12 protein-coding genes and 1 pseudogene are annotated in these 15,512 nt (G+C 67.2%); 7 read left to right on the forward strand and 6 right to left on the reverse strand.

Translation table 11 applies throughout. The annotated features are described in order from the left end of the window. The first annotated feature begins 279 nt into the window (after positions 1-279). The 4 genes from A5753_RS11455 to A5753_RS11470 all read left to right on the forward strand — a co-directional run bounded on the left by A5753_RS11455 (position 280) and on the right by A5753_RS11470 (position 7,077). Positions 280-1,764, forward strand: a complete 1,485-nt coding sequence (locus tag A5753_RS11455; RefSeq protein ID WP_231990061.1) for a wax ester/triacylglycerol synthase domain-containing protein — start codon at positions 280-282, stop codon at positions 1,762-1,764. A gap of 142 nt (positions 1,765-1,906) precedes the next feature. Continuing rightward, a complete protein-coding gene (locus A5753_RS11460; protein ID WP_067127361.1) occupies positions 1,907-3,712 on the forward strand; it encodes an N-acetylglutaminylglutamine amidotransferase in 1,806 nt (601 codons plus the stop codon). After that, positions 3,709-5,499: an N-acetylglutaminylglutamine synthetase gene (gene ngg / locus A5753_RS11465; RefSeq protein WP_067127363.1), complete on the forward strand. Its 1,791-nt coding sequence runs from the start codon at positions 3,709-3,711 to the stop codon at positions 5,497-5,499. The genes A5753_RS11460 and ngg overlap by 4 nt, the downstream gene beginning before the upstream one ends. Positions 5,500-5,592: 93 nt before the next feature. After that, complete coding sequence (locus A5753_RS11470) at positions 5,593-7,077, forward strand: MFS transporter (protein WP_067127366.1); 1,485 nt, start codon at positions 5,593-5,595, stop codon at positions 7,075-7,077. A gap of 30 nt (positions 7,078-7,107) precedes the next feature. Here A5753_RS11470 and A5753_RS11475 read toward each other — a convergent pair whose 3' ends face one another. From A5753_RS11475 to A5753_RS11495, 5 genes and pseudogenes are all read right to left on the reverse strand, one after another. Next, positions 7,108-7,449 (reverse strand): hypothetical protein, encoded by a 342-nt coding sequence (locus tag A5753_RS11475; RefSeq protein WP_067127369.1) that lies wholly within the window; start codon positions 7,447-7,449, stop codon positions 7,108-7,110. A 178-nt stretch (positions 7,450-7,627) separates the two neighbouring features. Then, on the reverse strand, positions 7,628-8,344 hold the full coding sequence (locus A5753_RS11480; RefSeq protein ID WP_067127372.1) for a pyrimidine reductase family protein: 717 nt from the start codon (positions 8,342-8,344) through the stop codon (positions 7,628-7,630). A gap of 3 nt (positions 8,345-8,347) precedes the next feature. Further along, entirely contained in the window at positions 8,348-8,845 is a 498-nt protein-coding gene (locus tag A5753_RS11485) for a flavin reductase family protein (RefSeq protein WP_067127375.1), read from the reverse strand. After that, a pseudogene (locus A5753_RS11490) lies at positions 8,825-10,130 on the reverse strand (APC family permease); the annotation flags it as partial. The gene A5753_RS11485 and the pseudogene A5753_RS11490, both read right to left, overlap by 21 nt. 58 nt (positions 10,131-10,188) lie before the next feature. Next, a complete protein-coding gene (locus A5753_RS11495; RefSeq protein ID WP_067127381.1) occupies positions 10,189-11,313 on the reverse strand; it encodes an FAD-dependent oxidoreductase in 1,125 nt (374 codons plus the stop codon). Between the two features lie 70 nt (positions 11,314-11,383). On the opposite strand from A5753_RS11495, the gene A5753_RS11500 reads away from it, so the two are divergent. Beyond that, positions 11,384-12,274, forward strand: a complete 891-nt coding sequence (locus A5753_RS11500; protein ID WP_369829308.1) for a hypothetical protein — start codon at positions 11,384-11,386, stop codon at positions 12,272-12,274. On the opposite strand, the gene A5753_RS11505 is transcribed toward A5753_RS11500, so the two are convergent. Continuing rightward, positions 12,271-13,188, reverse strand: coding sequence for a TIGR03619 family F420-dependent LLM class oxidoreductase (locus A5753_RS11505; RefSeq protein ID WP_067127384.1), 918 nt, complete (start codon positions 13,186-13,188; stop codon positions 12,271-12,273). The genes A5753_RS11500 and A5753_RS11505 overlap by 4 nt on opposite strands. 62 nt (positions 13,189-13,250) lie before the next feature. Here A5753_RS11505 and A5753_RS11510 point away from each other — a divergent pair, with 62 nt between their 5' ends. Both A5753_RS11510 and A5753_RS11515 read left to right on the forward strand, forming a co-directional pair. Beyond that, positions 13,251-13,940 (forward strand): PadR family transcriptional regulator, encoded by a 690-nt coding sequence (locus A5753_RS11510; protein ID WP_067127388.1) that lies wholly within the window; start codon positions 13,251-13,253, stop codon positions 13,938-13,940. Positions 13,941-14,101: 161 nt separating this feature from the next. Continuing rightward, positions 14,102-15,484, forward strand: coding sequence for an HNH endonuclease signature motif containing protein (locus A5753_RS11515; protein ID WP_067127391.1), 1,383 nt, complete (start codon positions 14,102-14,104; stop codon positions 15,482-15,484). Positions 15,485-15,512: the final 28 nt, after the last annotated feature.

Below are 15,512 nucleotides of genomic sequence, written 5' to 3' on the forward strand. Positions count from 1 at the left end.
GGGAGCGTTGCAATGACGCGAGGCAAGTCCGCGACAGCTCGACCTGCGACGTCGTACGGGGCTTCGTACGCCCGCATTACGGTGGGCAACCACTGCGCACGGCAGCGGGTGGCGGATCGCACTCAGCTTCGTCGCAAACGGGGCGACCAGAATCGGAGTCAACTCATCGAAGTGAAAGCCACCGCCACAACCGAATAGACGACTCGCCACGGTCACTGATGGGGTCATGGCACCAGGTTTTGTGAAAGGGGTGTGCGGACCGGTATGCGATTGTCAGCGGTGGATGCGCTGTCGTTGCGCACGCAGGGCTCGAAGACGCCCGCACATACGGTCACGCTGGTCATCATCGAGGCGTCCGATCAACTCAGCCACCATCGGCTACACGGACTGGTGGCCGCGTCGCTGCCTCAACTGGCGCGCTTCCGCAGTCGGCTTGTGTTCAAGCCGTTCGGGATAGGCCAGCCCCTGTGGGCCGAGATTGACGACTATGACCCAAGTCCGCAAATTCATTGCGCAACGGTCCGTGCCCCCGGCGGTCGGCGCGAGTTGGCCGATCTCATTGCGGACGTGACGACCGAGCGACAGGATCGCCTCGATCGGCTGTGGGAAGCGTGGAGTATCGACGGACTGGCCGGCGGACGGTGGGCGTTGGCGGTGAAGATGTCGCCTGCACTGAACGACGGAGCCGCAGGGGCAGCGTCCATATGGCCGCGGCTGTTGACTACCCTGCCATACGCCGGCCCCGCCAAAAATCTGCCGAGCGAGCCGAGCCTGGGGCCGGTGCCCTCCGCCGGCGACCTCGTTACCGACGTGCTGACGGAGATCGTCGAAAACCAGGTGGCTGCACTGTGGTTCGTCGCCGAGACGGCGTCTGATGTGCTGCAGGCCGTCAGCGGTCGGCTGCACCGCGCGCGGTCCGGGGCCCCGGCGGCATCATCGATGAGCGGTCCGGTGCCGCATACGGTGTTCAATGCCCCGTTGACCAAGCGGCGTGCGGTGGCCTTTGCCTCGATCCCCTGGGCAGACGTGAAGGCGGTCAGCACCGCGTTCGGCGGCAGCATCACCAACGTTGTTCTGGCTGCCTGCACACTGTCGTTACGCGGGTGGCTGCAGCGGCACGCGAAGGTACCTGACGATCCACTGCTGATGCGCATCCCGTTCGAGTTACCAGCGACGAATCCCGCCAGAGTGGGCAGGTCGGTGACCTTCGGAAGGCTTCGTATCCCCGTACACCTCGACGACCCCGTGCAGATCCTCGCCAATCTGCATACCGCCACCGAAAGGCTGAACGCAATCCGCGGTCGTAGCAACGAAAGTTCTTATTCTACAGTCGATCTAGCGACCATGGTCTCGCTCACTCCGCCAGCCGTGGCTCGCTTGGGTATGCGGATCTATACCCGGTCAGGCTTGCGGCGCCAGCTCAACCCGGTCTGTCACGGAAATGTTTCCTATGTTCCGAGCGCGTCGTCGCCGGTTTACTGCGCCGACGCCGAGGTCGTCGGCATGCATACCGTGACGCCGCTAGCCGACGGCAGTGGGTTAGGCATCATGCTGACATCGCGCGGTGACGATCTTGATGTGAGCGTGTGTGCATGCCCAGACAATGTGCCTGCGGTTGACGAGATCGCGGCCGGCATCGTGCACTCGGTCGATGTCCTCGCAGCGGCCGCACTAAAAACTCCTCGTGGACAAGGCTGTTCGGTCGTCACCGAGATGACGTCACACCCGGCGAATCGTTCGCGCGGCCACTGGCGGGTTCGATGATTTCGGGAGCCGCGCCAACGCCTCATAATTCGACCACGGGCCGCTGGAGGATCGGCCCCCGGTTTGGCCGGGTGAGTCATCGCACTGCTGTTCGGCTGGTCGGCTGACGCGCTTCGATGCGGTCAAAGGTAGGGTCGAAGTCGTGTGCGGAGTCACCGGGGAGGTACGGCTCGACGGGCAGGCGCCCGATGTAGCGGCGGTGTCGGCGATGGCCGCCGTGTTGACGCCACGGGGCCCGGATACCGGCGGCGCCTGGTCGCAGGGCCGGGTCGCGCTTGGCCACCGTCGCCTCAAAATCATCGACCTGACCGAAGCCGGCGCCCAGCCGATGGTCGACTCGGAGCTGGGTCTGTCCCTGGCGTGGAACGGCTGCATCTACAACTACAAGGAGTTGCGGCAAGAACTCAGCGGCTACGGCTACCGCTTCTTCTCGCACAGCGACACCGAAGTTTTGATCAAGGCCTATCACCGGTGGGGCGACGACTTCGTCAGCCACCTGTTCGGCATGTTCGCTTTTGCCATCGTCGAACGCGATAGCGGGCGGGTGCTGCTCGGTCGCGATCGGCTTGGCATCAAGCCGCTGTACCTGACCGAGGACAACCACCGGGTCCGGTTCGCTTCCACGCTGCCCGCCCTGTTGGCCGGCGGCGGGGTGGACACCCGGATCGACCCCGTCGCGCTGCACCACTACATGAGCTTCCACTCGGTGGTTCCCGCGCCGAACACCATCCTGCGCGGGGTCCGCAAAGTGCCGCCGGCCTCGCTGGTCGCCATCGAACCCGACGGCAAGCGCTCCGTCACCACCTACTGGGCGCCCGATTTCACCCGTCACTCCGACCGCGCCAACTGGTCGGAGCGCGACTGGGAAGACGCCGTGCTGTCCACGCTGCGGCTGGCGGTGAAGCGCCGCCTGGTCGCCGACGTGCCGGTCGGTTGCCTGCTGTCCGGCGGCGTGGACTCCAGCCTGATCGTGGGTCTGCTCGCCGAAGCCGGTCAGCACGGGTTGTCGACCTTCTCCATCGGCTTCGAGTCGGCGGGCGGCGTCAAGGGCGACGAATTCCAGTACTCCGACATCGTGGCCAAGCGCTTCGAAACCGACCATCACCAGATCCGCATCGGTTCCGACCGGATGCTGCCCGCGCTGGACGGGGCCATCGGTGCGATGAGCGAGCCGATGGTCAGCCACGACTGCGTCGCCTTCTACCTGCTCAGCCAGGAAGTGGCGCGACACGTGAAGGTCGTGCAGTCCGGCCAGGGCGCCGACGAGGTGTTCGCCGGCTATCACTGGTACCCGCCGATGGGCGAGCCTGCCGCGGCGACCCTGGACGGTGCCGTCGCCCAATACCGCGGGGCGTTTTTCGACCGGGATGCGGCCGCGGTGCGAGGGTTGGTCGGATCCGGCATCATCGCGCCCGACGACCCGAGCATGCGATTCGTCACCGAGCACTTCGCGCAGGCCGGCGCCGAAACCGGCATCGACCGGGCGCTGCGGCTCGACACGACGGTGATGCTGATCGACGACCCGGTGAAGCGGGTGGACAACATGACGATGGCGTGGGGGCTGGAAGGCCGGGTGCCGTTCCTCGACCACGAGTTGGTCGAGCTGGCGGCTACCTGTCCGCCGGAACTCAAGATCGCCCACGAAGGCAAGGGCGTCCTGAAGCAGGCTGCGCGACGGGTGATCCCGTCGGAGGTCATCGACCGCCCCAAGGGCTACTTTCCGGTTCCGGCGCTGACCCACCTGGAAGGCCCGTACCTCGACATGGTCCGCGACGCTCTGTACGCGCCCACGGCCAAGGAGCGCGGCCTGTTCAACACCGACGCGGTCGATGCGCTGCTGGCCAACCCCAACGGCAAGCTGACCCCGTTGCGCGGCAACGAGCTCTGGCAGATCGCCCTGCTCGAGCTCTGGCTGCAGCGCCACGGTGTTACCGGCCCGGTCGCATGACCATGGTCGACCCTCCAGGCGACCACACCGAGGCGATCACGCTCGGTCTGCACGACGCCTCGCCGCCCGAGTTGGTCGACGCGATGGCCAAGGATGTCGAGCTCGAATTGGGTTGGGGCCGGCTGATTTTCGGGCAGACCTTCGCCAATTCCCAGGAGCTGGTCGAGGCGCTGCGCCGCGAGGGGCCCGGGCGCCGCGACATCTGCATCTACGCCCGCGAATCCCACGTTGTGGTCGCCGAGGCGCCCACCGAGTTGTTCATCGACCCCAGCCACACTTACCGGCTGCGGTTCACCCCCAAGACGAAGAACCTTGCGCCGCCGCCGCTGGGCGTGACGGTGCGCACGCTCAACGACCCGATCGACGCCGACGCCATGAACCGCGTCTACGTGCGCTGCGGCATGGTCCCGGCCGGCGTCGACGTGATCTGGGACAACCATCAGCACGTGCCGGCGGTGAAGTATCTGCTGGCGGTGCGCGACGAGGACGGCGCGGTGGTCGGCACGGTCACCGGCGTCGACCACGAGTTGCTGTTCAACGACCCGGAAGAGGGGTCGAGCCTGTGGACCCTGGCGGTCGATCCGGCCGCCGGGCTGCCCGGCGTCGGCGGCGCCCTCACCAAGGCGCTGGCCGAGCACTTCCGCAGCGCGGGCCGCGCCTACATGGATCTGTCGGTGGCGCACGACAACGCCGCGGCCATCGGCCTCTACGAGAAGCTAGGTTTCCGCCGCGTCCCGGTGCTGGCGATCAAGCGCAAGAACGCGATCAACGAGCCGCTGTTCAGCCCGCCGCCCGAGACGGTCGATGACCTCAATCCCTATGCCCGGATCATCGCCGAAGAGGCGCTGCGCCGCGGGATTTGGGTCGAGGTGCTCGACGCCGAGACCGGCGAGATGCGCCTGACCCACGGCGGTCGCAGTGTCATCACCCGGGAATCGCTGTCCGAGTACACCTCGGCGGTGGCCTTGTGCCGCTGCGACGACAAGCGGCGGACCCGGCGCCTGGTCTCCGAGGCCGGCATCACCGTGCCCAGGGCGCGGCTGGCCACCTTCGACGAGAGCGACTTCGCGTTCCTCAAGGAGGTCGGCGAGGTCGTCGTCAAACCGACCCGCGGCGAGCAGGGCAAGGGCATCACCGTCGGGGTCGTCCCGGACAATGGTCCCGACGACCTCAGCTCGGCCCTGGCGCGGGCCCGCCAGCAATACCCGGACGTGCTGATCGAGCAGCGGGTGACCGGCGACGACCTTCGCCTGGTGGTGATCGACGGCCGTGTCGTCGCCGCCGCGCTGCGGATGCCCCCGGAGATCATCGGCACGGGGGAGCACAGCGTGCGCGACCTGATCGCGGCCGAGAGCCGGCGCCGTTCGGCGGCCACCGGCGGTGAGTCCCGCATCCCGCTCGACGACCTGACGGAGTCGACCGTGGCCGAAGCCGGTTGGAAGCTGGACGATGTGCTGCCGCAGGGGACTCGGCTGCGGGTTCGCCGCACCGCCAACCTGCATCAGGGCGGCACCATCCACGACGTCACCGCGCACGTGAACCGCGAATTGTGCCGCGTCGCGGTGACCGCCGCCGAGGCGATCGGGATCCCGGTGACCGGCATCGACCTGTTGGTGCCCGATGTCTCGGGCGCCGAGTACGCATTCATCGAAGCCAATGAGCGCCCGGGGCTGGCCAACCACGAGCCTCAGCCGACGGCCGCGGCCTTCATCGACTTCCTGTTCCCCGGCCACCCCGGCCAGCCGCAGGCCTGGACTCCCGAGGAGTCCCGCTCCGAGCGCGGCTGACGACGGCGAGCGCGGCGTAGGTGCGATATCCCGCTGAGGGCTAACGACGGGCTTGGGTGGGTAAGTCCTCTGTCAACCCAGAACGGAGAGTGCATGAGTGCGAGCGCGCAAACCAAAACCATCTCGACCCATGTCCCGGCGCGGCTGGACCGGCTGCCGTGGTCCCGGTTCCACTGGCGCGTCGTCGTCGGTCTGGGTGGGGTGTGGGTGCTCGACGGGCTCGAGGTCACGATGGTCGGCAACGTGTCGGCCCGGCTCATGGAGCACAACAGCGGCATCGCGCTGAACGCCGCGCAGATCGGCATGGCGGCCGCGATCTACATCGCCGGGGCGTGCTCGGGTGCGCTGTTCTTCGGCCACCTGACCGATCGCTTCGGCCGGCGAAACCTGTTCATCATCACCCTCGCCATTTATTTGGTGGCCACGGTCGCCACCGCGTTCGCCTTCGCCCCGTGGTATTTCTTCCTGACCCGTTTCTTCACCGGCTCCGGCATCGGTGGCGAATACGCCGCCATAAATTCGGCCATCGACGAGCTGATTCCCGCGCGAGTGCGCGGTCGCGTGGACCTGATCATCAACGGAACCTATTGGCTGGGTTCGGCCGCGGGCGCGGGTGGCGCGCTGATCCTGCTGAACACATCGAACTTCCCGCCCAACATCGGCTGGCGGCTCGCCTTCGGCATCGGTGCCATCCTCGGCATCTTCGTGCTGCTGGTGCGGCGCAATGTGCCGGAGAGCCCGCGCTGGCTGTTCATTCACGGCCGCGAGGACGAGGCGGAGCAGATCGTCGGCGACATCGAAGCCGCGGTCGCGCATGAGACGGGCGAACCGCTGCCCGAACCGGAGGGCAAGGCGCTGCGGATCCGGCAGCGCACGGCGATTTCGTTCCGGGAGATCGCAGCCGTGGCGTTCAAGCTGTACCCGCGCCGCGCGATCCTCGGACTGGCGCTGTTCATCGGGCAGGCGTTCCTCTATAACGGCGTCACGTTCAACCTCGGCACGCTGCTCCACAGGTTCTACAATGTGCCGTCCGGCATGGTTCCGGTGTTCTTCGTGCTGTGGGCCCTGAGCAATTTCGCCGGCCCGCTGGTGCTTGGGCATCTGTTCGACACCGTGGGCCGCAAGCCGATGATCACCCTGACGTACATCGGCTCCGGCGTGGCGGTGGTGGCGCTGGCACTGGTCTTTCTCACCGAGGCCGGCGGTGTCTGGGCCTTCATCGGCCTGCTGATCGTCGCGTTCTTCCTGGCGTCGGCGGGTGCCAGCGCGGCGTACCTGACGGTCAGCGAGATCTTCCCGATGGAGACCAGGGCGCTGGCGATCGCGTTCTTCTACGCGATGGGCACGGCGATCGGCGGTATCACCGGCCCGTTGCTGTTCGGTCAGCTGATCAACTCGGGGGTGCGCAGCGAGGTTGTCTGGTCCTTCCTCATCGTGGCGGTCGTGATGGCCGCGGCCGGCCTGGTCGAACTGTGGCTCGGCATCGCCGCCGAGCAGCGCCCGCTGGAGGAGCTTGCTTTGCCGTTAACCGTGGAAGACGCTGAGCGCCAGGACGATTCGGAGCCAGCTACCGACTAGGTCCCTTGCTTTCCGTGAGCTTTCTCAACATCAGCGGTTGTCGTCATCGCCGGTGGCGCGTTCGGTGAGACCCTCGCGGGACAGCGCCCGGACGAATCCGTAGGCCTGCATCCCGGCCGGGCCGGGATTGTCGAAGATCCATTCGTTGATCTTTTCCAGCGCATTGGCCAGATCGTCGCGCTTGACCCGCACCAGGTAGGTCTTCCGGTCGTCGTCGGGATCCTCGAGGGAGTCCGCGACGGCGACGGGATTCTTGAACGCGTACGCGATCCCGTGCACCGAGTCGTGGTTCAGTGCCCAGTGAATTTCACTGGGGCGCAGTCGGTTCACCGCCAGATTACGGTAATCATGGTCGTCGGCTGAACTGCTCACCTGGCCGGTGATCCTATTCTGTGCGCATTGGGGAAGGGGACGTCGATCAATCGCCGGGACGGTCGCGCGAAGCAATCGGGTTTCAAAGCGGGCACTTTCATCATAGGAAGAGGCGTCGTCTGCTGCATGTTGAGCGCTTTTGCGCACGTGCGTTCCAGGTGAGCCCGGCGCGGGGGCCTCAGCGGCAGTACTTGAGATACAGATAGCCTTCGCAGAACAGCGCGTGCTCGAGGCTCATGGTGACCGGGGCGGGCAGTCGTGCGGGGTGCAGTCGGTGGCCCACCGGTTGGCTCGCGGCCAGTTTGGGGGCGAGCGTCACGCAGATCTCGGTGACGGCGTCGGCTTCGACCAGCTCGTCGAGCAGCGTCGGCCCGCCCTCGCAGAGGATGCGATGCATGCCCTGCTCACGCAGTGTCGCGACCACTCGCGAGACGTCCACCGACTCCTCTCCGGCAACCATGATGTGTTGCCGGCCTTCGTCGAGGTCTTGTCGTGCGGCGGTGCTCGCGCAGGTCACCAGGATCGGCGGCTGGTCCGGGTTGCTGAACAGCCGGGCCGGTAGCTCACCGCTGCGGCTCACGACGGCGATCGGCGGTGGTTCGGGCCGCCCTTCGTGGTGCCGTCGGGCGCGCGCCGCATCGCTGAGGGTCACCGGGCCATAGTTTTCGGCACGGGCGGTGCCGGCGCCGACGAGCACGACGTCGGCGAGGCCGCGCAGGATGTTCAACAGCCGCTGATCGGTGGGGCATGACAGCGGGCCGGCGCGACCGCCGAACGCGGCGGCGCCGTCGGCGCTGAAGATCATGTTGGCGCGCACGCCATCCGGGGGATCGGCGTAGAACGGCGCGAGTTCGATGATGCTGGGGACGGCACTGATCCGGGGCGACTCGCTCACACGCTAGGCCTCATGGCCGGGTTCCAGCTCGCGCACGTCGCCGAACGACACCCAGGTTTCCAGTTCCTTTGGCGGACTGCCGCCCACCGGTGCCAGCAGGTGCCCGACGTGGTCGCCCAGCGAGAAACGTTCCAGGATTTCGCCGACGAACCAGGCGGCGGCGTCGTCGAGGATGGGCAGCCGTTCGGGGCCGGGGTGCCAGGAACATCGGTCGAACTTGTCGACCTTGTCGCCGGTCTGGCTGCCGAAGAGCTCCACCACGTCCAGGTGGTCATGGTCGAACACGTGCACGGCCAGGTGGGAGGCGTCGTGGGCGATGCGGAAGGTGTGGTTGCGCCGAGACAGGCCGACCAGGAACCGGGGCGGATGGATGCTGGTCTGGCTGGCGAAACCCACCAGGCAGCCGGCCGGGGTGTCGTCGGCCTGCGTGGTGACGACGTACATCGGATAGTTCAGCAGTGCCACTAGCTTGTCGAATGCTTCGGTTGCGGGGTCGGACATCAGCTCAGTCTTCCCCGTGCGGCCCGCGCGGAATCGCGTGGTTGATGAAGCGGCGAATTAGATAGGCGGCGACGCCGATGCCCAGAACCGCCACACCGGTAACCACGGACGACAGTGGCATCGCGAAAGCCAGCACCATGCAGCCGAGCAGCCCGATCACCGGAATGACGCGGTGCGGGCGGCCCTCATCGGGTCCGAGGGTGAATGCGGAGGCGTTGGCGACGGCGTAGTAGATCAACACCGCGAACGACGAGAAACCGATGACGTCGCGAAGGTCGGTGGTGGCGGCCAAGATCGCAACGATGACGCCGATCAGCAGCTCCGCGCGGTGGGGCACCCGAAACCGTGGGTGCACAGCGGCCAGCGCGTGGGGCAGATGGCGGTCCCGGGCCATGGCTAGCGTGGTGCGCGAGACGCCGAGAATCAGCGCGAGCAGGGAGCCCATCGCCGCGACCACCGCCCCTAGCTGCACGACGGGCACCAGCCAGACCGTGCCTGCGGCGCGGGCCGTTTCGACCAGCGGAGCGGCGCTCTGGGCGAGACGGTTCGGCCCCAGCGCCGCGAGCGTGGCCACGGCGACGACTGCGTAGACGGCCAGGGTGATGCTCAGCGCCAGCGGAATCGCCCGTGGAATGGTGCGGGCCGGGTCGCGCACCTCCTCGCCGAGCGTCGCGATGCGCGCATAACCGGCGAACGCGAAGAACAGCAGGCCCGCCGCCTGGATAACGCCGGCAGTGGTGGTGCCGGTCAGGCGGAGTCGATCGGCGTCGACGGCCGGGGAGGCGAACGCGGCGACGCACACCGCTGTCAGCACGGCGAGCACCGCGGCGACGATGATGCGGGTCAGCCAGGCCGATTTGTGCACCCCGGCGTAGTTCACCGCGGTCAGCGCGATTACCGCCGCGACGGCCACCGCATGCGCCTGCGCCGGCCAGACATAGAGGCCGACCGTCAAGGCCATCGCCGCGCATGAGGCGGTCTTGCCGACGATGAAGCCCCACCCGGCCAGGTATCCCCAGAAGTCTCCCAACCGTTTTCGGCCGTAGACATAGGTGCCGCCCGACGCGGGGTAGCGTGCCGCCAGCCGCGCGGAGGAGGTGGCGTTGCAGTAAGCGACCGCCGCGGCCAACGCGAGGCCCAGCAGCAGTCCCGAGCCGGCGGCACCCGCCGCGGGTCCCAGCGCCGCGAAAATTCCGGCGCCGATCATCGAGCCAAGCCCGATCGCCACCGCGTCGAAAACCCCGAGGCTGCGACGCAATTCGCCGTGGTTTGCCGGGGCCTTCATCGGGCTGCTTCCGAAACAGCGATCGATTGCGGAATCATCGGGTGCATCGGCTCATTCCTCAACCCAGCGGGTCGTTCTGGCGCACCCCTCGGTACATGCCCCAGCGCACGATCCACGGCATCACCACACGCTCGACCGACCAGGACGGGAAGCGGAAACCATGACCGGTGGGCAGGAACACCTCCAAGCCGTTGGGTTGTATGCCGACAAGCGAACCCCACCGCCGCGTCGGCGCCCGGTAGGCCCGTAGCGGCCGGCCGGCGAAGTCGGCGAGGATGTTGCGCGCCACCAAGACGTCGCCGCGGTTACGGGCGGAGCTGCGTAACGGGTCGGTTGCCGCGACGTCGCCGACGGCGAACACACCCCGGCGGCCGGGCACCCGCAGCTCCTGGGTGACGCGCACGAATCCACGCTCATCGAGCAGGTCCGCCGGTAGCCAGGCGGTGTTGGGCCGCACCCGCCCGATCGCCCACAGCACCGCGTCGGCGTCGGCCGCGGGTTGGCCCGTGCTCCAGTGCACGGGTGCGCCGGTGAGTTCGTCGCCCGTGAACCCGTCGGCCACCACCGCGCGGTGTCCGGGATGCACGCCGACGCCCAGCCGAGTCAGTCGGCCCCGGATACGCTGCCATATCCGGGGATGGTGCCCCTCGAGAGCGGTCTCGCCGGGGAAGTACAGGTCGATCCGCTTGTCCGGCCAGGTGGTCGCCATGTTGAGGGCGCTGCTGACCGCCGCCGCCCCGCCACCCACCACGACCACCGACGCGGCGGCGGCCAGCCGGTCGTGCGCGGAGCGCAGTCCCGCGCCGATGTCGGCGGCGGACTGCAACGTCGGCTGGCGCCAAAATCCGTTGCTGACCCCGGTCGAGATGATCAGCGCGTCGTAAGCCTCGGTGAGGGCCGCGCCGTCTTCGGTTCGGCCGAAGACCGTTTGTGCGTCCAGATCCACTCCGGTCAGCGTGGCCTGCACGGTGCGAACCCCGTCGAGGCGGCGGAACCGGTCGAACGGGATCCAGTAGTCGCGGGCCCAGTCGTGTGGGCGCGACAGCCGGACGCCGAGCTCCTGGCCGCTCACCAGCGCGGGTTTGGCCGAGATCCCGACGACGTCGGCATGCCGGGACAGCCGGATCGCCGCAAGGACGCCCGCGTCCCCGAGCCCGGCGACGATGACACGCTTACGGTTCATCCCGTTATCCTGCCCTGCATAGGTTTTGGACGAGCTGTCGACCGACCCGCGAGCGAGAGGGGCACATCAGTTGATCGTCTCCCGCAGGATCGATAACCCGGAGCGCCTGGGGGAGTCGGAGCCTCCGGCGCGTCCACGGTTGAGTGCCGCGCTGCGCGCCGCGGTGCGGGCGTCGGCGCCTCGACCCGCCGCTGCCCGGCGCGCAGCCAAGGACTTCAAGAAGGGCCTGTGTCCGGCGGTCATCGCCGAAATCCGGTGGTCGTTCACCCCGCCGCGCACCTGGCTGATGGGTGTTGTGGCCAACGTCATCTTCGCCGCCGGCTGGTTGCTGGTACAGCCGCTGACCCTTGGCCGTCACCACCACGACTGGGTGATCCTGGTGGGCACCTACTTCTCCTCGTGGGTCCTGGCCGATGTCACCACCACCAATTTTCTGGGCGCCGACCATTACCGCATCCTCCAGGGCTTGTCGGACGGAACGCCTTTCTGGCGGATCCTGTTGGTCAAGAACCTCGCCCTGCTCGGGATCGTCGGGCTGCCCACGCTGGCCGCCGCGGTCGCGTTGACGCTGTGGCTGGAAACGCCGGGGCGGCTGGGCATTACGATCCCCACCGTCGCCGTGCCCGTCGTGTCGTGGCTGGGTGTCGGCAATCTCATCTCGGTGCTGCACCCGGTCAGCGCCGAGCCGCTGATTCGGCGCTGGCGCCAGCGCGGCGATCTGCGCCGCACCCGCAGTTGGGTGCTGGCCCTGACACTGCCCTATGCGCTGTACTACGTGGCCGATCCGATGAACGGCGTGGAGCACCGCGTGTTGTGGAAGCAGGCGCCCACCCTGATCTGGCCGGTGTTCGGGCGTGAAGCGAAAAGCTTCGTTCACCTCGCCATCGCCGCGAGCGTGTGGATCGCCGGCAGCGCCGCCGCGCTGTATTGGGTGCGCAGGCGCGGGTTGCAGATCCGCTAGGACACCTGGGGTTTGATCTCTTCGATCACCCACTGCGCGTAATCGAGGTATTCGTCCACGCCGCCCACGGCGGGGACGGGAACCGCGGTCACGGTCGCGCCCTGCTCGGAGAACCAGTTCAACCGGTCAACGATGTGTGCGGCGCTCATACCCGGCCGGTCTGTCGCGCGGCGGGCGACGTGTCCTTCGCCGACCCGGTTGGTGCCCAGCCCGTGCATCACCTCGAAATTGCGGCCGTCGTAACCGGGTTGGGACTTGATGAAGTCGAGCTTTTGAGCAATCTGTTCGGGCGGCGTGAGAAACGGCCACCAGCCTGACCCGAAGGTGGCCGCCCGGCGCAGCGCGGCGTCCGCGTCACCGCCGATCCAGATCGGAAGATGGGGCTTTTGAACGGGTTTCGGCTCGAAGGCGATGTCGGCGAATGACACATACCGGCCTTCGAACCGCGGTGTGTCACTGGTCCACAATTCGACGATGGCCGCCAGGTATTCGTCGGCGATGCGGCCCCTGTCCTTGAACGGCACCGAAAGCAGCTCGAATTCGCGGGCCAGCCAACCGACCCCGAAGGTCACCATCATCCGGCCCCCGCTCATCCAGTCGGCGGTGGCCAGGGCTTTGGCCAGCACGATGGGGTGCTGCAACGGCAAGATGGTGACGCACGAGTTGATGGCCACCCGCTCGGTGGCGCCGGCGATGAATGCTTGCGCCGTCGTCGAGTGCAGATAGTGCGGCCCGGACAACTCGACGTGGTCGGTGGGGATGACGAGATGCTCGGGCACCGCGATCATGTCGTAGCCCCACCGGTCGGCGCATTGCATCATGCGTCGCTGGTCTTCTCCGGTGACGGCGGCCTCCCAGGGCTGCGTAATCGCTTTGAGTCGCAGCAGGTGCGGAAGGGGGAAGGCGAATTTCACGGTCGTCCCAGCCAGCGGTCCATGTCCTCCAATCTAGGGGGCGGTGTTGTTAACCTGGCGACATGGACTCCGAAACGGACCCTGCCAGCCGAAAGGCGACCAACGCGGCCCTTGCCGCCACCAGCTGGGCGCTGCTGGGCATGATGTCCTACGAAGAGGAAGTCTCGGGTTACGACCTCAAGAAGTGGATCGACTGGAGCGTCGACCTCTACTACTGGAGTCCCTCGTACAGTCAGATCTACACCGAGTTGAAGAAGCTGGAGTCGCTGGGACTGGTGACGTCGCGGGTCGAACGCGACGAGGGTACCCGCACCCGCCGGCTCTACAAGATCACCCCGCAAGGCATGGAGGCGGTCACCGACTGGACCAACCATGCACGCGTGGATCCACCGGTGCTCAAACACTCTGTGCTGCTGCGCGTTACGTTCGGGCACCTTAGTAATCCGAGTCGGCTCAAGGAATTGCTGCAGGAGCATGTGACGTATGCCGAAACCAGGCACCGCAAGGCCGTCGAGGACGCCGAGGGGGCCGAGGCGGAGCCCGCGTGGGCGTATTCGGTGCTAGCGCTGCGCTGGGCGGCCAAGTATTACGCCGCCGAGCGCGAATTCGCGCTGGAGATGATCAAGGAGATCGACGAGGCCGACGCCATCCTGCAGAAGGCCGCCACCGGTGGTTTCGGACAACCGCGCCCCAAGCCTGGGTACTGGCGCGAGGTCGAAAGGCAAGTTCAGGCCAAGCGCGAAGCGGATTAGTTCCGACGGTGGCGACCGGTTTCGCGTGTCCGGCGGCGTCCGGCCCCTCTACCCGAGAAATTATGAATATCCAAAACGCATAACGAAATCACTTGTGCCACTGTGGTTTCTATGACCGCCAGGCCTGGGTTTCTGTCGGTGGGTGCGGCTAGTTTGGCGGTGTGGGTGCAACTGATCAACAGGATGTCGATGCGGTGTTCGACGCGCTCGATGCCGCCTGGGATCGAGCCTGCGCGCTGAGCTTCGACACGCTTGACCCGCAGCAACAGCTGACGGTGTTGCTGCGCTGCGAAAAGCAGCGCCGGCGCATCCCGGCCGTCGAGCACCCGGTGATCAATTCCCTCGTCCGCCAAGCACCTTCGCTTGAACTCGGCGGCACAGTGGTCAATGCCATCGCTGAGGCGACGCTGATCAGCCGCAGCGAAGCCTCCCGCCGCCTCAAGGAGGCGCGCGATCTGGGCCCACGCCACGGCCTAACCGGCGAACCCATCCCACCCACCCTGGCCGCCACCGCGGCCGCCCAACGCGGCGGCACCCTGGGCGCCGGCCAAGTCGCGGTGATTCGCAAGTTCTACCATCAGCTGCCCGGTTGGGTGGACCTCGCGACCCGCGAGCAGGCTGAGGCGCGGTTGGCCCAGGAGGGCAGCCGGTTTCGTCCCGAACAACTGGCTGGTCTGGCCAATGCGCTTGCCGATTGCCTCAATCCCGATGGCACCCTCACCGACGAAGACCGCGCCCGCCAACGCGGCCTGACGCTGGGTAGCCAGCAGCGCGACGGCATGTCGCAGTTGCGCGGCTGGCTGACACCCGAAGCCCGCGCCACCCTGGAGGCAGTGCTGGCCAAACTAGCCGCTCCCGGCATGTGCAATCCCGACGAGGAAAGACCTTGTGTGGACGGCAATCCCAGTGAACAGGCCATCGAACGGGATTCCCGCAGCACCGGCCAGCGCAACCATGACGGACTCAACGCGGCATTGCGTGCACTGCTGGCCTCCGGAGAACTGGGTCAGCACAACGGGTTACCGGCCTCCATCGTGGTCACCACCACGCTCAACGAACTCGAGGCCGCCGCCGGTCGCGGCCTGACCGGTGGCGGCACCCTCCTGCCGATGAGCGACGTGATTCGCCTGGCCCGCCACGCCCACCACTACCTAGCGGTCTTCGACAAAGGCAAGGCGCTGGCTCTGTATCACACGAAGCGGCTCGCCTCTGCGGGGCAGCGAATTGTGTTGTACGCCAAGGACCATGGCTGCTCAAACCCAGGCTGCACCGTGCCCGGCTATTACTGCGAGGTCCACCACGTAACCGACTACGCCGCCTCCCACACCACCGACATCGACGACCTCACCTTCGCCTGCGGCCCCCACCACCGCCTGCTGCGACCCGGCGGCTGGATGACCCGCAAAAACGCCCGCGGCGACACCGAATGGATCCCGCCTCCGCACCTGGACACCGGGAAGCCCCGCACCAACACCTTCCACCACCCCGAGAAACTTCTCAGCGATGGAGACGACGACGAGGACGCCAGCCCAGGGTCGCAATGACCGCCGCACACGACGCGGCCGGATCTGG

The sequence above is a fragment of the Mycobacterium sp. 852002-51971_SCH5477799-a genome, from assembly GCF_001667145.1.
Classification (GTDB): Bacteria; Actinomycetota; Actinomycetes; order Mycobacteriales; family Mycobacteriaceae; genus Mycobacterium.

Bases quoted from the DNA above. Each gene is read 5' to 3' on its own strand.
- A5753_RS11470 (WP_067127366.1), top strand. From the start codon at position 5,593: ATGAGTGCGAGCGCGCAAACCAAAACCATCTCGACCCATGTCCCGGCG.
- A5753_RS11485 (WP_067127375.1), bottom strand. From the start codon at position 8,845: ATGTCCGACCCCGCAACCGAAGCATTCGACAAGCTAGTGGCACTGCTG.
- A5753_RS11495 (WP_067127381.1), bottom strand. From the start codon at position 11,313: ATGAACCGTAAGCGTGTCATCGTCGCCGGGCTCGGGGACGCGGGCGTC.
- A5753_RS11510 (WP_067127388.1), top strand. From the start codon at position 13,251: ATGGACTCCGAAACGGACCCTGCCAGCCGAAAGGCGACCAACGCGGCC.
- ngg (WP_067127363.1), top strand. From the start codon at position 3,709: ATGACCATGGTCGACCCTCCAGGCGACCACACCGAGGCGATCACGCTC.